Source organism: Streptococcus sp. GS001 (genome assembly GCF_021595565.1).
Lineage (GTDB): Bacteria > Bacillota > Bacilli > Lactobacillales > Streptococcaceae > Streptococcus > Streptococcus xiaochunlingii.
Genome location: NZ_JACSYJ010000001.1, coordinates 553,155 through 570,937 on the forward strand (window position 1 = coordinate 553,155; position 17,783 = coordinate 570,937).

Genomic DNA, 17,783 nt, shown 5'->3' on the forward strand with positions numbered 1-17,783 from the left:
TGTTTAGAATTTGCTATAAAAGCGCTTACATAGTATAATAGTTGTATTGATTACAAAATAGTGAGGTCTCTTTTATGAAAAAGAAAACAGTGGTGTCCATGGTGGCTTCAAGCCTTCTGCTAGCTCCATTTGTCTTAAATCAAGTGGTAGCAGCAGATGAGAACCTAGCAGAGCTTGCTCCAACGAAAGAAGTGGTGACTCAGGTGGCTCCGGAGCCTGTAGCTTCTGAAGGAGCGGCTTCCCAATCTCAAGCAGACCAGTCTGCATCCGCTCCAAGTGTGGATCCTAAGAAGGAAGTAGAGACTTCTGAACCTGCAGGACCGAGTCCAATTGCTCCGGCAGAGACGGAGAAGGCTGACAAGCCAGTCGAACAAGAAAAGACCGTGACGGTAACTGAGAAAACAAACCACCCACAGGCACCTCAGGGGGCAGGTGTCCCAGCTAGTCCAGCGGCTTCGACGGGAACATCAACACCAGCTACAGGACAAGCCTTAACTTCTTATACAGGTAGCCTGGCAAATAGTGAGCTCAAGGATAAGGAATTAACGGTTCAAAATGCTGTTGATGAATTGCTTCAGTGGGCTGCGACGGATTCCAAACAGGTCGGTCAATCGGCTGCGGATCGGGAACGCTTTGCTAAGAGTCTAGGAATGATCAGTACTCAAGAGGACTTGAACCGCAAGGTCAGTCAAGAAGAGCTGACCAATATGTATAGCATTGCTAAGAAACTCTATGATGCCTATCGCTCTGAGAAGAAAGCTCCTCTCTTTTTAAATGGGCGGGCTCAACCCATCTTCCCTTATACAACTGGGGAAAAATCAGATGAAGACTATCACTATGAGGATAGCGAAATCGTCCGCTTCCCAGTCTATGTGGAGACCGATTACGATACAGATGCGGATGGCAAGCCTGACCTAGTCAAGGCCATTGTCCAGTTGCCTAAGGCAGTTGCCAGGGGAGACTTTAAGGCGGCGACCATTCTGGAAGCACGTCCTTATGTAGCAGGAACCTTGGATGAGAACTATGTGACCCTTGAAAGTTTGGGCTTACCGACAGATGGCTCCTATGATATGAAGAAATTGCGGAAGCAACCGGCTAAACGTCAGGCAGTTGGAAACTCGTCAACAGTAGAAGCGGCTAAGAAGGCCAAGGCTTCGGATTGGTATTACTACAGTCCCTACGAGTATATCTATGACTACGAAAATCTCAACTGGTACGACTATTTCTTGGTCAGAGGCTATGCTTTTATCTCCAGTGCAGGACTTGGTACCAAGGGATCAGAAGGATTTAACACTACAGGATCTGATCTCGAAATCAATGCCTTTAAGAATATTATCGAGTGGGTCAATGGCAAACGCAAGGCCTACACCGATAAGACCAGCAATGTCGAAATCAAGGCAGACTGGGCTACAGGAAATGTTGCTATGACCGGTCTATCCTGGGCTGGAACCACGACCTTTGGTGTGGCAGCGACAGGCGTAGAAGGCCTAAAGACTATCGTTCCGGCAGCAGGAATCGCCTCTTGGTATGATTATTTCAATAGTCAAGGAACCCAGTTTGGCAATGCACCTTATAGTGACCTTTCATGGCTCTCCCTCTACGTTAGCACGCGGATGCTGGATCAAAACGATTGGGCTGGTATTTGGCAAAATTATGCCAACTATATCAACCAGCTCAACAAGGATCAAAATGCGCATGAACGCAATTACAGCGATGTCTGGAAGGAGCGGGATTATACCCTTCATCCTGAAAAATTCAAGACCAGTGCCCTCTTGGTTCATGGCTTGAATGATGACAACGTTAAAACCAAGCATTTTGAACTCATGTACGATGCCCTCAAGAAGGCAGGCCAAGATGTCAAGCTCTATCTCCACCAGGGAGACCATGTCTATCCAGCAGCCATGTCTCGTGGTTATGGTATCCAGGCCAATGGCCAAGATTTCTATGACCTGCTCAATACCTGGTTGACCCATTACCTCTATGGCGTGGACAACCAGGTCGAAAACTTGCCAGCGGTTCTAGCTCAAAACAACTATGACCCAAGCAAGTGGACCACTTATGATAACTGGAAGACTTCGCAACGCCTCTTCCTCAATGCCCAGTCGAAACGCTTGGAAGAGACGATTTCAAGCGATTACGCAGGAGCTGGCATAGAGATTGCTAAACGCAACGAAACTGTGAGCCAAGGTTCTTCAAAAGCCAACATGACCTTCGTGTCAGAAGTGACAGAAGATACTACCATCAAAGGGCATATCCCTGTGCACTTCAAGGCAGCCCTGGCTAAGGGGAAAGGCAAAAACTTTCAGATCAATGCCCTTTTAGTCGACGTCTCTGATGAGGAATTTGATGTGGTCGGCAATGGTGGCGTCAAGGCGGATAAAAAAGCAGATGGCTTCTGGATGGGAAGTAACCTTTCTAATCTCTCTGTAGCAGAGTTTGAGACCATTAAGACCAAATACAAGGTCATTGCCAAAGGATGGATCAACCTGGCCAACCCTGAGTCTGGCTATGATTCAGCCAGCTCAAGAAATAGTATCGAGCCAAAAGTTGGAGAATTCCACGACTATACGGTCCATCTCCAACCAAACCTCTATACAGTTAAAAAGGGCCATAAGCTAGCCCTAGTCTTCAATACCTATGATCCATCAGACTTAACTGTTGAAAATCCTTATGAAGTCACCTTCAAGACAGATTCGATCCGTGCGACCATTCCGATTGTAGAAGGAACGCGTTCGCAAGTAGCTACTTATCTTCCTAATGCAGCTGATACAGCTTATGCTGCCCTTCCTGAGATTCAAGGAGCTAAATTGGTAGAACCAGCAGTTCATTCCATCGAAGAATACCATCTGCCAGTCCTTCCAAAGCCTGAAAGTTATGGTAGATCAGAGCGTCCTGCTAGTACAAATCTTCGTCCTCTCGTCAAAACGGCTGAGAAAGAAACTGTAAAACCAGAATCTCTATCTGTTGCTTATGGACAAACATTTGTCTATGAGACGGGTAAAGCAGTAGTTCCAGCGCAAGAAAAAGCAGGTCAGCTTCCTCAAACAGGCACTGAAGAGGAATGGATAGGATACTATGGGTTAGGTACCCTCCTCTTGTCTAGCCTTCTTTTCTGGAAGAAAAAGAAAGAAGATGTCCAAGGCTGAGAACGTAGCAAATATTTCTAAAAACTAGAATTTTGGTGTAGAATAGAACTATCAATGAGAGATTAGTGGAAAGCACTGATCAAAGGAGGAACTATGGTACACGTACTAACAGATGCAACATTTGAACAAGAAACTAGCCAAGGCTTGGTCTTGGTGGACTTTTGGGCAACTTGGTGTGGTCCTTGCCGGATGCAGGCACCAATCTTGGAACAGTTGGCAGAAGAGATCCATGAAGATGACTTGAAAATCTTTAAGATAGATGTGGATGAAAATCCAAACACTGCTCGTAACTTTGGCATCATGTCTATCCCAACACTCTTGTTCAAAAAAGATGGCCAAGTGGTGAAACAAGTCGCTGGTGTTCACACCAAAGAACAACTCAAAGCGATTGTTGCGGAATTAAGCTAAGATAAAAGGAGCCCTTGGCTTCTTAGCGAATCAAACTCGTTCATTTCCGGTGATGGAAGTGGGCGAGTTTTTTCTTTTTATGAATTTGTTAACAGAATAAGATAAGGAATTGACAGCGCTTTCCTAAGGTGTTAGAATGAACCTGTGGTTTACCATAAAATATAAGAAAGAGAGTGGGACAGAAATCGGTAATTCGTTAGAATTCAATTTCGTCGTCCCACCTCCGCACAGTTGAGTAGGGCTGTAAAAGCTGATGAAATCAGCGTAGTAGAGCCCACTCAACCACTGCGTCTTGCTCGACAATCCAAAGACAATTGAAAGGCTAGAACTTTTGTCCTAGCCTCTTCAGTCAATTAAATTTTCTAGTTAGTCTGCTAAAATCCATACGCTGACGGAGCGTTCTGAGACTGGGAAATCAGCCCAGCCGTCTTCTTGGATTTGAACGGGTTCTTGGTAATTTCCTAGGGCATCGTAGTAGGTCTGTCCTGCATATGCTTGGCCGATTTCCATGCGTTTGGCAGATGCAGCCGCATTTGAAATGACGCAGGCGATAGGAGCAGACTCTTCCGTTCCAGAGCGAGTCCAACCAATGCAGTTAGGATCGTCAAAGTAGTCTCTTTGTTCACCGTAGGCTAAGTCTTTGCGGATACGAAGGAGTTGATCCAGCTCCGCTTTGAAATCCTGCTGGGCAAACTCACCTGAAATGCCGTAATAGTCTCCATAAAAGACACATGGAAGTCCGGCCTCGCGGAGGAGAATGAGGGCGTAAGCAGCAGGCTTGAACCATTCACCAACAGTGGACTCTAAGGCTTGTCCTCTCTGGGTATCGTGATTATCGACAAAGGTTACAGCACTTTCTGGATGATTGCTTGCGAGCGTACCATTGAAAATAGTGGTTAAATCAAAATTTTCCCCTTCTTGGCTAGCTCTAAAGAGATTTTGGTGGAGGGCAACGTCGACTAGGTCGAACTGATAGTCAATGCTAGCTAGGTAGTCATTGTTGCTTTGTTCATCCCCGTTCCAAAACTCACCAAATACGTAGAAATCGTCTCCATATTTGTTCGTGATTTGCTGGATGAAGTTCTTCATAAAGAAGGAGTCGATGTGTTTAACTGCATCGAGACGGAAGCCTTCTACCCCAGTTGTTTCAATAAACCATTCAGCCCATTGGTTGAGGTTTTCGACCACTTCTGGGTGTTTGAAGTCGATATCGGCATACATGAGGTAATCGTAGTTGCCGTTTTCGCTGTCGACCAGATCATCCTGAGCCCAGCCTTTGTTGTCCCCTTGGATCTGGTAAATCCCACTCTTATTGCGGGAAGCATCGTAGTCGGTACCGGTGAAGTGGTACCAGTGCCAGTGGAAGTCATTGTAGGCTCCATTTCGACCATCAAAGGTAAATTTAGTCCAGCCCTTGATAGTAAAAGGCTCTGTCAAGACGATGGTCCGATCGTTAGGGTCCACTTCGACCACTTCAAACTTTTCAAGGCCATCGGCTGCTGCCTTATGGTTGAGCACCACATCAGCCATCGGCTGGATTCCAGCTTCTTTTAAGGCCTGGATGGCTTGCAAGTAGTCGTCTTTGAAACCATATTTGGTGCGGACAGTCCCTTTTTGGTCAAACTCTCCAAGGTCAAAGAGGTCATAGACACCATAGCCGACATCATTGGCAGATGTCGCTTTAAAAGCAGGTGGCATCCAGATTTTACGAATGCCCAAATCTGCCAGGTGAGGAGCATCTGCAGCTAAGCGGTACCAGTGTTGGCCATCTGAGGGTAAGTACCATTCAAAATATTGCATTAAAGTTTGATTTTCCATTTTGTTCTCATCTTTCGTGAATAATGCCTTATTTTACCAAAAATGACAGGATAGGGCAAAGGTTTGCACTCTCGAAAACGCTCTCTTTATTGTATTAAGGATAAATGGGCTGGAAACGAGCTCTAGCATGAGAAAAATGGGGAATTTGCCCTCATGAATAGGAACTATTTTTTCGATTTTGTTCAAGTTGGCTCAATCTGTCTAAGAAGGGGTTATCAGTCGAAAAAGTGTCTCCATCATTTGATTGACAGGAGGGAATGTCTGTAGGATGTTCTCTGCTGTCAGTTTAGTTGTTATCCTGTTTGAATGCTGGTTGAAAGTCCCAGAATTCAGGTCTTATAGACTCATTCTAGGAGAGATATCTATTATTACTAAAAGGAGGCTTTCATTGAGATCCATAGAACATTTCCAAGAACAAATTGCCACCATTTTTCAAGAGGCAATGTCCATACCGAGCTTTACTAATACCGAGACAGAAAGGGAGATAGAAGACTATCTAGACCAACGAATTGGGTCTATTCCATATTTCAAGAGTCACCCCCAGCACTTTGGTCGCTACCCTCTTCCCAATGACCATCTTCATCGCAGTGTCAATTGGGCCTTGGTCGATAAGGGCAAGAAAAAGACAGTGATCCTTTTTCACCACCACGATACGGTAGATCTAGAAGATTACGGTCCCCTAGCCCCTATAGCTTTGGATTCCGAGGCACTGGTTCAAGCCTTGAAGGGCATTGATTTTCGATCAGAAATGCAGGAGGACCTAGATTCTGGCCAATGGCAATTTGGACGAGGTTCTTGTGACATGAAGGCGGCTTTAGCGCTCCAACTGTGTGTCTTAGAAGCCTACGCCTCCGATCCAGAAGGGGGTCAGGTCAACCTCCTCTACCTATCTGTGGGAGATGAGGAGTCCTATTCACGTGGGATGAGAGGAGCATTAGGTTTGCTCTGTCAGTTAAAAGATGAGTTTGACTTGGACTATGTTTTAGCAGTGGATTCAGAACCCTTTGAAGCCACTAGTGACCAGGAGAAGGTCCTTCACATCGGTACGGTCGGCAAGCTCATGCCAGTCGTCGTGGCCCAGGGGGTCTTATCCCATATGAAGGAGCCTCTTAAAGGAATCAACGCCCTCTCTCTCCTAATAGCAGTCGCTTCGAAATTGGATCTCCATCCGGACCTATCCGACCAAGCGCTGGGAGAGCAGTCTCCTCTTCCTTCTTGGTCTTATCTGCGAGATTTGAAGGACCAGTATGATGTATCGACGGTCCTCTATGCTGCTGGCTATTTCAGTGTGCTGCATCTGAAAAAGACTCCACAAGAATTGCTGCAACGCATCAAGGAGTTGAGCCAGGAAGCGGTTGATGAGTTTTATGTCAAATACCTGTCCCTCCAGGACCAAGCAGGACAAGAACATGTGATAGCTCAGCCATGGGTGATCAGCTATCAAGAATTGCTGGATCGTTGCCAAAAGAAGGAAGGCTTTTCAAGCTTCCAAGAGCAATGTGAGCAAAGGGCCTACCAAGCTTTCTTAGCTGGAGTCAGCTATCAGGCCATTGCCATCCAGCAGATCCAAGCTTACTTAGACTTCCTAGCGGAGAAGACTCCATTGGTTGTCATTGGCTTTGCACCACCCTATTACCCATCCATGAACTGTCGTTCTTTACCAAACACCAGTCTCAAAATTGGCACCCTGGTGGATGATTACCGCCACTATTTAGGAAAACGCGGCCTGAGCCTAAAGGTGGAGGAATACTTCATGGGCATTTGTGACACCAGTTATTGTGCCTTGGAGAGAGACCTAGCAAGCTATCAGGTCGTCTTGGATAGTTTGGCGACCCCTTCTCAAGTCTACGAGTTGGATCTGGAAAAAATTGCCCAGATCCAAGTGCCGGCGGTCAATTTAGGACCTTGGGGCAAGGAGCTCCATCAACGAGGGGAGCGGGTCTATAGGGAGGATCTCCTGGAGACCATCCCTAACTATCTATTTGGCCTTCTCTACCGTTTTGAGGAATTGCTTTAATACTTAAGTTTTCCATTGACAAATGAGGAAAAGAGGACTAAAATATAGGCAAAATAAGTAACCACTTTCTTTCATTAGGGAAATGGAATAGGAGAAGGAGAATCTATGATTGAATTTCAAGGAGTCACCAAGGATTACGATGGTCAACTGGCATTGAACCATTTGAACTTAACCATTGAAGATGGGCAAATTGTCGGTTTGATCGGCCATAATGGAGCCGGAAAATCAACGACCATTAAGAGCCTGGTCAGTGTCATCACCCCGACGACTGGTAGAATCCTAGTAGATGGGAAGGAGCTCTATAGCAATCGCTTAGAAATAAAGAAGAAAATTGGCTACGTAGCCGATTCGCCAGATCTCTTCCTTCGATTGACGGCCAATGAATTTTGGGAGTTGGTCGCTACTTCTTATGATATGAGCCAGCAGGAATGTGATGACCGCTTGGAGCATTTGCTACATCTGTTTGACTTTGCTAGTCATCGTTATGAGGTCATTGAGTCTTTCTCTCATGGGATGCGCCAGAAGGTCTTTGTCATCGGGGCTCTTCTATCTGATCCAGACATCTGGGTTCTAGATGAGCCCATGACTGGTTTGGATCCCCAAGCCTCTTACGATCTGAAGCAGATGATGCGGGAGCATGCTGACAAGGGCAACACTGTCATCTTCTCTACCCATGTCCTCGAAGTAGCAGAACAGCTCTGTGATAAGATTGCCATCCTGAAGAAGGGGAACCTCATCTTTTATGGAACTATCGAGGAATTAAAGGGACAACACCCAGAACAAAGCCTAGAGTCCATTTATCTTGGACTGGCTGGTCGAAGAGAAGAGGTGAGTCCAGATGCGTCTTAAAATGGTTCGTCGCCTAGTCGATGTCAACATTATCTATGCGACTCAGCCTGCCCAATTAGCGAAATTTCGTAAGAAGCAGGAAAAGGATCCGACTAGGAAGGTCAATGTTTCCGCCCAGTCTATTCGTACCTATATATTTATCGGTCTCCTTTATCTCTTCCTTTTCGGGATACTTTCTAGTGCCAATGATTTTGTCTCTAGCCCTGGTCCCTTTGTCAACATGATTACGCTCTTTTCGCTCTTGGCTATATCCCAAGGCTTGATGAGTTTTTACAATGTCTTTTACGAAAGCAAGGATTTACAATTTTACCGTCCCTATGCCTTTTCGGATGCAGAAGTAATTGCAGGAAAGAGTATTTCGGTCATCTTAGTGCTCCTGATGGCCCTGCTTCCAATGCTGAGTTATTTCATCATTCTTCCTATTCAAGCAGGGGGAAATGTTTTGGTGGGGCTCCTTCTTGGCCTTCTTTGCGCCATGATTCTCCTCTCCATCCTCTTTTTAGGCACCTTATTCTTATCCCATCTGATTACCAAATCAGCTGTCTTTAAGAAACACACGAGTTTGGTGTCTAACCTCATCATTGGATTGAGTAGTCTCATTTCCATTGGAGCCTATCTCTATATCAATAAGCTCCAGTCAGAGCACTCGGTAGCTGGTGATCTGGTCACTCAACCCAGCATTTTTCCTCCGATAGAGGTCTTCCATACCTTTATCTTGAATCCTTTGGATTCAGGAGCTCTACTTGGGATGTTGGCTTGGGTATTGGTTCTAGCAGTCCTCCTTTGGCTGGTAAAAAGTCAGGTCTTGCCTCATTTCTATGATGCTGCCCTTGAGGTTTCTTCTAGCCATGCGGTCAAGGAGCGGGTCAGTCAGATGAAGCTAGGAGATCAGAAGGCCTTTCATCGCTTTACCGTTTCCTACCATAAACGGCTTCTGAGTGATGGTACCTTGCTGACGCAGGTTATCTTCATGATGGCAATTTTCCCTTATCTGTTCACATTTGGCTTGTTTTTAGGAGCATCGCGAGCTTCCCTCCAAATTGAAAACTACCTCACGCCCCAATACCTGCTTCCTTTATCGCTGATTGCTTTTATGATTGGAATCTTCAACTCTGTGGAAAGCTTGACCAGTATTGGGATCTCATTGGAGCGGGAAAATTTCGCATATCTTCGTGCCCTTCCGATTGACTTTAAACGCTATTGTTTGAAGAAATTTTGGATCCTCTTTTCGGTCCAGTCTGCTTTGCCGATCGTGCTCTTAGTAGGGGTATCTTGCTACTTTGGGGTCCATCCCTTCTCCCTTCTAGCCATGCTTTTGATTTGGTTTTTGACCAGTTTGAGTTTGAGTGTGATCGCTTTTAGACGTGACTACAAGCTCTTAACGACCAACTGGTCGACTGTAACGGATCTGATGAACCGTAATAGAGGAAATGCTGCCCTGAGAGGATTATTGATCTTTATCTTTATTATCGTTATGCTGATTCTGATAGGTTTTGCTTTCTATTTATCCGCTGTGGCCTTCACCACCTTGATTGCTAGTGTGATTTATTTTCTCATTGCAGCTATAGGAGCTCTTGCAACTGTTTCTATCTATAAACGTACTTTTTATAAATTTAACCAAGAGATTGGTGAATAAAAAAAAATCCCTCTGGTCCTGACCGGAGGGAATCTCTATGGTAAAAGAGAGTGGGACAGAAATCGGTAATTCGTTAGAATTCGATTTCGTCGTCCCACCTCCGCACAGTTGAGTAGGGCTGTAAAAGCTGATGAAATCAGCGTAGTAGAGCCCACTCAACCACTGCGTCTTGCTCGATAATCTAAAGATAATTGAGAGGCTAGGACTTTTGTCCCAGCCTCTTTTATAGTTTGTTGTTAAATTTCATAGCCGATTAAGAGGCCACCTTCTTCAGCATAGAAGCTACAGAGGCCAGAGGTCGGAAGAACTTCGATATCCGCATTGGCGAATTTTTCATGGACCAAGGCAGAGAGTTGTTCTACGAATTTATCGTTGCGGCGGTGAGCGATGGTGATGTGTCCACCTTTATAGCCGGCTTTGAGCATTTCTTCAAAAGTAGTGGAAATAGCTTTCTTTTGGCCACGGGCTTTATGAAGGAGTTCAAGGGTTCCGGTATCGCTGGCTTGGCCGACCATACGGATGTTTAAGAGGCCGACAACCGTTCCGATAATTTTATTAAGTCGACCATTTTTAACCAAATTATCGACCTTAGCCAGTACAAAAATCAGTTTGGTTTTTTCTTGGTATTTAGTGATGACTTCGACCACTTGATCAAAGTCAAGGTCTTGAGCGATGAGTTGATGGAGTTTGCGGACGAGGAGGTCCACTTCACCACCAGCTGATAAACTATCGATCACATGGATATTGCTTGCAGGATGGTCTTCTAGATAAAGTTTTTTTGCGACCTGAGCACTATTGTAGCTTCCAGACAAAGTACCAGTGATGGTAACAACGATGATATTATCAGCACCCTCGAAGGCCTTCATATAGTCATCAGGACTAGGACAAGCTGATTTGGAAGCAGTAGTAGTCGCATACATATCTTCCATCATTTTATCTGTATCAAGCTTGGCGTCGTCTGTATAGATGGTCTCACCAATCTGGATGGTAAGGGGAACTGAAACAAAGCTAGTATCTGGTGCAGCACTTTCATAAGTACGATAATCACAGCCAGAATCTGCAATAATTTTCCATTTCATTTTTATTACCTCAAAATGTAAAAAATTGTACATTGACAAGTAGTTAGTCTTTTTTTACAATTATATCATGAAGTTGCATTCTCTGAAAGCAGATACATTCAGATGATACAGATAGAAAGTAAGTGTTATGGCAGAAAGAAAGATATCCGAAAAATCCTTAGAAAATTTAAAACGGTCTAACCAAGAAAGCAATGCCATCACACGCGAATCCTTGGAGATTTCCTTGCTTCAGTTGTTGGATAAAAAGGACTTGAAAAAGATTACCATTTCAGAATTGGTGGAGAGAGCAGGAGTTTCTCGCGCAGCTTTTTACCGAAATTATGAGTCAAAAGAAGAATTGCTCGAATCCATCTTCCAATCAACTGTTTCGAAGATTACCAAGTCTTTAGAAGGCTATAATTTTAAGACCGATTTGTACCAGATTTGGATCTATCTCTTTAAAGAGGCCAAGAAGGAAGCCCGCATTATCAGCTTGGCCGTCGATTATAATTTTGAGAAACTGCTCACCAAGGCCGTTTATGAATTTCTGGAAAAGAGGAGTAAAAGTCAAAAATCCTCACAAGGCCCAGCTAGTTATCTGAATTCCTTCCTCAGCTCAGCTATTGTCTCTGTCCTAGCCAAGTGGATTAAGGATGGCATGAAGGTGCCGGCGGAGAAGATGGCTTCCTTAGGTCTTCCCTTGTTTCCTCAAAAGAAAAGAAAATAAGAAAAATGATCTACTAGATCGAGTGTTTACTTCGATTCCAGTAGATCATTTTTTACGTTATCTAGAAAACGGTCCAGTTCCTTTTGATTCTTGAGAGAGATGAATTTTTCGGGGTAGGTGGAGTGGATGTTTTGATACCTCTCTCTGGCAGTTTTTGTTCGTCCATCCCAGAGAATCCAACGGATGAATTCCCAGTCAAAGCGTTCAGGGCAGCCTGCTGCCATACTCTCACGGACCCGACCTTTATAACGGCGGTATCGTTTCCACCCTCTATAGAGGCAGTTCCAACGAGAGAAGTTGAGAAAGATAATCTGGTCTGCTTGCTCCATTCTCTCCTCATAGCAACACCAAGAGTAATTGCCGTCAATGACCCAGTCTTTATGCTCGCTGAGAAACTGTTTCATTTCTTGCTCCATCCAATCCCGGTCACTGTCTATCCAACCCGGTTGAAATTGAAGAGTGTCCATGTGGAGTTTAGTAATGGAGTAGTAGTGAGCTAGGTTTTCCGCCAAAGTTGACTTACCAGACCCTGAATAGCCGATAATCATAATTTTCATATCTTCTCCTCATTTGGAAGCAACAAAAAAAGCTCCGAGGAGCTCATTTTGTATGCAATGCTTGATTAGCCAAGTTTTGCTGCAAGACGTGCTTTATCACGGCTAGCTTTGTTTTTGTGGATCAAACCTTTAGTTTCTGCTTTATCGATAGCTGAGCTAGCAGCGCGGTAAAGTTCTTCAGATGGGTTTGCTTCAAAAGCTTTGATTGCAGTACGCATAGCTGATTTTTGAGCTGAGTTTTTTTCGTTTTGTTTAACGTTCAATTCAGCGCGTTTGATAGCTGATTTAATGTTTGCCAATTTTTTCACCTCCAATGATAATCTAACTCTCTTATTATATCTGAAAACTTTTCTTTTGACAAGCCCAAACTAATTTTTCTTCGAATCGCTATTTTTGAAAGATCATTTTGTCTTAAAACTCTTATCTCTTGAGATAGATTTCGTCGATCTCATGGTTGGCAGATTTGTGTAGGATCAGTTCAGCTCGGTTCCGGGTGGGCTCGATATAGTCTTTTAGATTTAAGAGATTGATCGACTCCCATACCTGATGAGCGAAGGCGAGGACTTCTTCTTCAGGCTGCTTGGTAAAGCGGTGGTAGTAGTTGCTTGGGTCATCTTTCGCACGGTCTAACAACTTTTTAAAGCGATCGATATACCAGGACTCAATATTGGCAACCTCAGCATCCACATAGATGGAAAAGTCAAAGAAGTCAGTCATATAAAGCCGATCATTTTGAGGATTCTGAAAGACGTTGATCCCTTCAATGATAATAAAGTCCGCAGCTTGGATGGTTTGCTTCTGGTCAGGGACGATATCATAAATCTCGTGAGAATAGACAGGGATTTGATAGCTTTGACCATTTTTGAGTTGGTTGAGGAAATCCAAAAGGAGCTCCATATCATAACTTTCAGGGAAACCCTTGCGATTGAGGATGTTTTGTTCAATCAAGGTAGCGTTGGGATACAAGAAGCCATCTGTAGTGACCAATTCAACAGTGGAACCAGAAAAGGTCCGAGAAAGAAGGATTTGAAGGAGACGACTCGTCGTTGATTTGCCGACAGCTACTGACCCTGAAATCCCGATAATGAAGGGCTGTTTTTTACTTTCCTGTTGGAGGAAGATACCTTTAGAAAATGCTAAATCTTCTTTCGCTTTTTTGTAGATTTGAATTAAGTGTGTCAGCGGTAAATAAATGTCTGTCACATCTTGTAAACTAATGAGGTCATTAAAACTCTTGATCGAATTCAATTCCTCTTCAGACAGAGGAGGGGTTGATTTCCGGTGGAGATTTTGCCAAGTTTGTCGATTGATTTTTTCGAAGTGTAGAAATTCTTTTTCCATTACAAGCCTTTCCTCCATAGTGACCTTTAGTATATCAGTTTTAAGATCTTCTGTAAACGATTTAAAAATAGGTTAAATTATGCTATAATGCTAATATGAGTAAAATGTACTATGATGAACATCCAGATGCTCAACATGATATCCACGAGTTAGATGTGGTCCTTCTAGGAGAGCAGATGAAATTTTTGACGGATGCGGGCGTTTTCAGTAAGAAAATGATCGACTTTGGGAGCCAGGTCCTCTTGTCTTGTCTGTCTTTTCAGCAAGGGGAGTCGATTTTAGACGTCGGTTGTGGCTATGGGCCACTTGGGCTTTCTTTGGTCAAGGCCCAAGGGGTCCATGCGACTATGGTAGACGTCAATACACGGGCTTTAGATCTAGCTCAGAAAAACGCAGATTTAAATCAAGTTGAAGCAAAGATCTTCCAATCCAATGTTTATGATCAGGTTGAGGGAAGTTTTGATCATATTATCAGTAACCCTCCCATTCGAGCTGGGAAAAAGGTAGTTCATGAAGTGCTTTCTGGGAGTTTTGACCATTTGAATCCTGGTGGAGACTTAACCATTGTCATCCAGAAAAAACAGGGAGCTCCAAGTGCGAAGGCCAAAATGGAGGAAGTCTTTGGGAATTGTGAAATCCTCAAAAAAGACAAAGGTTATTATATTTTAAGGAGTGAAAAAGTCACATGAGAGCTGTAGATATCATTCAGAAAAAACGTGATGGCATTGAGTTGAGTAAAGATGAGATTCATTGGTTGATCGAAGGCTATGTGGCTGGAACAGTACCTGATTATCAAATGGCTGCCTTTGCTATGGCGGTTTATTTCAAGGGGATGACGACCCGAGAAATTTCAGATTTGACCATGAAGATGGTGGAGACAGGGGAGCAATTCGACCTTTCCGCTATTAAAGGCATCAAGGTGGACAAACACTCAACAGGTGGTGTAGGGGACAAAGTAACAATTGTACTGGCACCTCTAGTGGCTAGTTTTGGCGTCCCAGTTGCCAAGATGAGCGGTCGTGGTCTTGGACATACAGGGGGGACCATCGATAAGCTAGAATCCATTAAAGGATTCCAAATTGAGCGGACCCAGGAAGAGTTCATTAAACAAGTACAAGAGATTGGCCTTTCTGTCATTGGACAGTCGGACCAATTGGTCATGGCGGATAAGCTTCTCTATGCACTTCGGGATGTAACAGCGACGGTTGATACAATTCCATTGATTGCTAGCTCTGTCATGAGTAAGAAGATTGCGGCTGGAGCGGATGCCATCCTTCTCGATGTCACCGTTGGAGAAGGGGCCTTTATGAAGACCATTGAAGAGGCGCGTGAACTGGCTCGTACCATGGTAGATCTTGGTAATGCTGTTGGTCGTAAGACCATTGCTGTCTTGACAGATATGAGCCAGCCTTTAGGAACCAGCATCGGGAACCGTCTCGAAATTCTTGAAGCCTTAGATATTCTTCAAGGCAAAGGCAGAGAAGATGTGACTCACTTCATTTGTGAATTGGCTCAAATTATGCTGGAACTTGGTGGGGTGACGGCCAGCTTGGAAGAAATCAAGCAGCATCTGACAGCCGGCAAAGCTCTGAAGAAGTTTGAAGAAATGGTCCTTGCTCAAGGTGGAGATTTAGACGATCTCTATCGTCCAGTTCAGGTAAAAGAACAAGTGCCTGTCTATGCAGAAGAGGATGGCTATATTGCAGCCTTGCCTGCGATGGAACACGGACTCTTCGCTATGCGTCTTGGGGCTGGCAGAGCAGTCAAATCAGATGATTTAGATTATGAAACAGGGATTGTTTTTGCTAAGAAAGTTGGGGATCCTGTTCAAAAAGGCGACCTTGTTGCAACTATTTATACAAATTTAGAAATTAGTCAAAAAACCATTGCAGAATTCCAAAAAAATGTTAAAATACTAGACAAGGTTGTAAGCGTTTCAGAAATTATTGAAATTGTTTCGTAATTCATTTGGGGGAGATTTATTAATGAAATTAAACAAATATATTGACCACACATTATTAAAACCTGATGCACAACAAGAACAAATCGAGGCTTTGATCGAAGAAGCGAAAGAATATGATTTTGCAAGTGTTTGTGTCCAACCGACCTGGGTCAACTTCGCTGCAGAAGGACTTCGGGATTCAGATGTAAAAGTGTGTACAGTGATTGGTTTCCCTCTTGGCGCAAATACACCAGCTGTTAAAGCATTTGAAACTCAAAATGCCATCCAAAATGGAGCCGATGAGATCGATATGGTCATCAATATCGGTGCCTTGAAATCAAAAAATCTGACATTAGTAGAAGAGGACATTCAGGCTGTTGTAGATGCAAGTGGTGATCGCTTGGTAAAAGTGATAATCGAAACCTGCTTGTTAACTGAAACTGAAAAAGTAGTGGCTTGCCAGATTGCCAAATTGGCAGGAGCAGACTTTGTCAAAACTTCAACTGGTTTCTCTACTGGAGGAGCAACTGTTGAGGATGTTGCCCTCATGCGCCAGGTTGTTGGACCGGATATGGGAGTGAAAGCATCTGGAGGTACTCGTAGCTATGAGGATGCACAAGCCATGATCCAAGCGGGTGCTAACCGAATCGGCACTTCCTCTGGAGTAGCCATCATGAAGGGAGAAATAGCCCATGGCGACTACTGAGTTGATTGACCTAGCTGTAAAAACAAGTGAGAATGCTTATGTACCTTATTCTCATTTTCCAATTGGAGCTGTTCTTGTGACAGATGAGGGGAAGATTTATACAGGCGTCAATATTGAAAATGCGAGCTTCGGCTTGACCAATTGTGGCGAGCGGACAGCCATCTTTAAGGCTGTTTCAGAAGGAGAGCGTTCATTTAAGGAATTAATTATTTATGGTCAGACGGAAAAACCAGTTTCACCCTGTGGTGCTTGTCGCCAGGTGATGGCTGAATTTTTCGAGCCAGACCTACCGGTTACTCTGGTAGCCAAAGATAAATCGACGGTCGTGATGACGGTCAAGGAATTGCTTCCATATTCCTTTACAGATCTTACCTAGTAACATCTGTAAAGGCGGTCTATTGACCCTTTCATTAATCCGCAACTTAGTTGCATATCTTATTTAGGAGGTTCAGAAATGAACAAGAAACAATGGTTAGGCCTAGGTCTAGTAACTGTCGCTGCAATCGGACTTGCTGCATGTGGAAATCGTGCGTCTCGCAAAGATTCTTCAGATGCAAAAACTGATTTAAAAGCTGCTATCGTTACTGACACAGGTGGTGTTGATGATAAATCATTCAACCAATCTGCATGGGAAGGTCTACAAGCTTGGGGTAAAGAAAACGGTCTTTCTAAAGATAACGGATTCACTTATTTCCAATCTACAAGTGAAGCAGATTTTGCGAATAACTTTAGCCAAGCTGCTACAAACGGCTACAAATTAGTTTACGGTGTTGGTTACAAACTTGCTCCAGCTGTTACAGCTGCTGCAGATGAAAATGCTGATATCAACTACGTTATCATTGACTCTGTTGTTGGTGATAAGAAGAACGTGGCATCTGCTGTTTTTGCGGATAATGAAGCTGCATACCTTGCAGGGGTTGCTGCTGCCAAAACTACCAAGACTAACAAAGTTGGTTTCATCGGTGGAGCACGTGGTGAAGTTATCACTCGTTTTGAAAAAGGATTTGAAGCAGGCGTGAAGTCTGTAAACAAAGACATTTCAGTAGATGTCCAATATGCTGAAGACTTCAACAACCCTGAAAAAGGTAGAACTATTGCAGCGACCCAATACGCTGCAGGAGCTGACGTCATTTACCAAGCTGCTGGTGGTACAGGAGCTGGTGTCTTCAAGGAAGCAAAAGACTTGAACGAGAAGAAAAATGATGACGAAAAAGTTTGGGTTATTGGTGTAGACCGTGACCAAGTTGACGAAGGTAAATACACTTCAAAAGATGGTAAAGAATCTAACTTCGTATTGGCTTCAACTTTGAAACAAGTTGGTAAAACTGTTCAAGAAATCGCAACTCAAACTGCTGATGGCAAATTCCCAGGTGGAAAAGTGATCACATTTGGTTTGAAAGATGGTGGTGTTGATTTGACAACTTCTAATCTTTCTGAAGATGCTAAAAAAGCAGTAGAAGATTCTAAAAAACAAATTATCGATGGTAGTGTAAAAGCACCTGAGAAATAAAACCTTCCAGAAGCGATCCATCCTTCTTGGGTCGCTTTTTTATGAGGTGTTGAGACATTTTGTCTCAA

Annotated in this window: 16 protein-coding genes; 11 read left to right on the top strand and 5 right to left on the bottom strand. The window is 43.9% G+C overall.

The genetic code is table 11. The features are described from left to right. Nucleotides 1-74 precede the first annotated feature (74 nt). Complete coding sequence (locus tag H8S88_RS02785; protein WP_125335899.1) at nt 75-3,146, top strand: CocE/NonD family hydrolase; 3,072 nt, start codon at nt 75-77, stop codon at nt 3,144-3,146. A 93-nt stretch (nt 3,147-3,239) separates the two neighbouring features. After that, on the top strand, nt 3,240-3,554 hold the full coding sequence (gene trxA, locus H8S88_RS02790) for a thioredoxin (protein WP_125335896.1): 315 nt from the start codon (nt 3,240-3,242) through the stop codon (nt 3,552-3,554). A 366-nt stretch (nt 3,555-3,920) separates the two neighbouring features. Here trxA and H8S88_RS02795 read toward each other — a convergent pair whose 3' ends face one another. Further along, nucleotides 3,921-5,372, bottom strand: coding sequence for an alpha-amylase (locus tag H8S88_RS02795; protein WP_195611503.1), 1,452 nt, complete (start codon nt 5,370-5,372; stop codon nt 3,921-3,923). Nucleotides 5,373-5,814: 442 nt separating this feature from the next. Between H8S88_RS02795 and H8S88_RS02800 the strand changes: the two genes are divergently transcribed. The 3 genes from H8S88_RS02800 (at nt 5,815) to H8S88_RS02810 (ending at nt 9,874) form a co-directional block, all read left to right on the top strand. After that, nucleotides 5,815-7,389 (top strand): M20/M25/M40 family metallo-hydrolase, encoded by a 1,575-nt coding sequence (locus H8S88_RS02800; RefSeq protein ID WP_236127932.1) that lies wholly within the window; start codon nt 5,815-5,817, stop codon nt 7,387-7,389. A gap of 105 nt (nt 7,390-7,494) precedes the next feature. Then, a complete protein-coding gene (locus H8S88_RS02805) occupies nt 7,495-8,238 on the top strand; it encodes an ABC transporter ATP-binding protein (RefSeq protein WP_236127893.1) in 744 nt (247 codons plus the stop codon). Continuing rightward, the gene (locus H8S88_RS02810; RefSeq protein WP_236127894.1) at nt 8,228-9,874 is read left to right on the top strand and encodes a hypothetical protein; all 1,647 of its coding nucleotides are present in this window, start codon (nt 8,228-8,230) and stop codon (nt 9,872-9,874) included. The genes H8S88_RS02805 and H8S88_RS02810 overlap by 11 nt, the downstream gene beginning before the upstream one ends. 236 nt (nt 9,875-10,110) lie before the next feature. On the opposite strand, the gene H8S88_RS02815 is transcribed toward H8S88_RS02810, so the two are convergent. Continuing rightward, nucleotides 10,111-10,953 (bottom strand): DegV family protein, encoded by an 843-nt coding sequence (locus H8S88_RS02815; RefSeq protein ID WP_236127895.1) that lies wholly within the window; start codon nt 10,951-10,953, stop codon nt 10,111-10,113. 127 nt (nt 10,954-11,080) lie between these two features. Here H8S88_RS02815 and H8S88_RS02820 point away from each other — a divergent pair, with 127 nt between their 5' ends. After that, nucleotides 11,081-11,659: a TetR/AcrR family transcriptional regulator gene (locus H8S88_RS02820; protein ID WP_236127896.1), complete on the top strand. Its 579-nt coding sequence runs from the start codon at nt 11,081-11,083 to the stop codon at nt 11,657-11,659. A gap of 26 nt (nt 11,660-11,685) precedes the next feature. Here the strand turns inward: H8S88_RS02820 and H8S88_RS02825 are convergent, their stop codons facing one another. From H8S88_RS02825 to coaA, 3 genes are all read right to left on the bottom strand, one after another. After that, on the bottom strand, nt 11,686-12,216 hold the full coding sequence (locus tag H8S88_RS02825; protein WP_236127897.1) for a DNA topology modulation protein: 531 nt from the start codon (nt 12,214-12,216) through the stop codon (nt 11,686-11,688). A gap of 65 nt (nt 12,217-12,281) precedes the next feature. Then, complete coding sequence (gene rpsT / locus H8S88_RS02830) at nt 12,282-12,530, bottom strand: 30S ribosomal protein S20 (RefSeq protein WP_023023719.1); 249 nt, start codon at nt 12,528-12,530, stop codon at nt 12,282-12,284. A 106-nt stretch (nt 12,531-12,636) separates the two neighbouring features. Next, nucleotides 12,637-13,557, bottom strand: coding sequence for a type I pantothenate kinase (coaA, locus tag H8S88_RS02835; RefSeq protein WP_236127898.1), 921 nt, complete (start codon nt 13,555-13,557; stop codon nt 12,637-12,639). A gap of 95 nt (nt 13,558-13,652) precedes the next feature. Here coaA and H8S88_RS02840 point away from each other — a divergent pair, with 95 nt between their 5' ends. From H8S88_RS02840 to H8S88_RS02860, 5 genes are all read left to right on the top strand, one after another. Beyond that, nucleotides 13,653-14,246: a class I SAM-dependent methyltransferase gene (locus H8S88_RS02840; protein ID WP_236127899.1), complete on the top strand. Its 594-nt coding sequence runs from the start codon at nt 13,653-13,655 to the stop codon at nt 14,244-14,246. Further along, the gene (locus tag H8S88_RS02845; RefSeq protein ID WP_125335879.1) at nt 14,243-15,520 is read left to right on the top strand and encodes a pyrimidine-nucleoside phosphorylase; all 1,278 of its coding nucleotides are present in this window, start codon (nt 14,243-14,245) and stop codon (nt 15,518-15,520) included. The genes H8S88_RS02840 and H8S88_RS02845 overlap by 4 nt, the downstream gene beginning before the upstream one ends. 22 nt (nt 15,521-15,542) lie before the next feature. Beyond that, a complete protein-coding gene (deoC, locus tag H8S88_RS02850; RefSeq protein ID WP_125329941.1) occupies nt 15,543-16,205 on the top strand; it encodes a deoxyribose-phosphate aldolase in 663 nt (220 codons plus the stop codon). Then, nucleotides 16,192-16,581, top strand: a complete 390-nt coding sequence (locus H8S88_RS02855) for a cytidine deaminase (RefSeq protein ID WP_048687941.1) — start codon at nt 16,192-16,194, stop codon at nt 16,579-16,581. The genes deoC and H8S88_RS02855 overlap by 14 nt, the downstream gene beginning before the upstream one ends. A 78-nt stretch (nt 16,582-16,659) precedes the next feature. After that, the gene (locus H8S88_RS02860) at nt 16,660-17,715 is read left to right on the top strand and encodes a BMP family lipoprotein (protein ID WP_236127900.1); all 1,056 of its coding nucleotides are present in this window, start codon (nt 16,660-16,662) and stop codon (nt 17,713-17,715) included. The last annotated feature ends 68 nt before the right edge of the window (nt 17,716-17,783 follow it).

Bases quoted from the DNA above. Each gene is read 5' to 3' on its own strand.
- H8S88_RS02785 (WP_125335899.1), top strand. From the start codon at position 75: ATGAAAAAGAAAACAGTGGTGTCCATGGTGGCTTCAAGCCTTCTGCTA.
- trxA (WP_125335896.1), top strand. From the start codon at position 3,240: ATGGTACACGTACTAACAGATGCAACATTTGAACAAGAAACTAGCCAA.
- H8S88_RS02795 (WP_195611503.1), bottom strand. From the start codon at position 5,372: ATGGAAAATCAAACTTTAATGCAATATTTTGAATGGTACTTACCCTCA.
- H8S88_RS02800 (WP_236127932.1), top strand. From the start codon at position 5,815: ATGTCCATACCGAGCTTTACTAATACCGAGACAGAAAGGGAGATAGAA.
- H8S88_RS02805 (WP_236127893.1), top strand. From the start codon at position 7,495: ATGATTGAATTTCAAGGAGTCACCAAGGATTACGATGGTCAACTGGCA.
- H8S88_RS02810 (WP_236127894.1), top strand. From the start codon at position 8,228: ATGCGTCTTAAAATGGTTCGTCGCCTAGTCGATGTCAACATTATCTAT.
- H8S88_RS02815 (WP_236127895.1), bottom strand. From the start codon at position 10,953: ATGAAATGGAAAATTATTGCAGATTCTGGCTGTGATTATCGTACTTAT.
- H8S88_RS02820 (WP_236127896.1), top strand. From the start codon at position 11,081: ATGGCAGAAAGAAAGATATCCGAAAAATCCTTAGAAAATTTAAAACGG.
- H8S88_RS02825 (WP_236127897.1), bottom strand. From the start codon at position 12,216: ATGAAAATTATGATTATCGGCTATTCAGGGTCTGGTAAGTCAACTTTG.
- coaA (WP_236127898.1), bottom strand. From the start codon at position 13,557: ATGGAAAAAGAATTTCTACACTTCGAAAAAATCAATCGACAAACTTGG.
- H8S88_RS02840 (WP_236127899.1), top strand. From the start codon at position 13,653: ATGAGTAAAATGTACTATGATGAACATCCAGATGCTCAACATGATATC.
- H8S88_RS02845 (WP_125335879.1), top strand. From the start codon at position 14,243: ATGAGAGCTGTAGATATCATTCAGAAAAAACGTGATGGCATTGAGTTG.
- deoC (WP_125329941.1), top strand. From the start codon at position 15,543: ATGAAATTAAACAAATATATTGACCACACATTATTAAAACCTGATGCA.
- H8S88_RS02855 (WP_048687941.1), top strand. From the start codon at position 16,192: ATGGCGACTACTGAGTTGATTGACCTAGCTGTAAAAACAAGTGAGAAT.
- H8S88_RS02860 (WP_236127900.1), top strand. From the start codon at position 16,660: ATGAACAAGAAACAATGGTTAGGCCTAGGTCTAGTAACTGTCGCTGCA.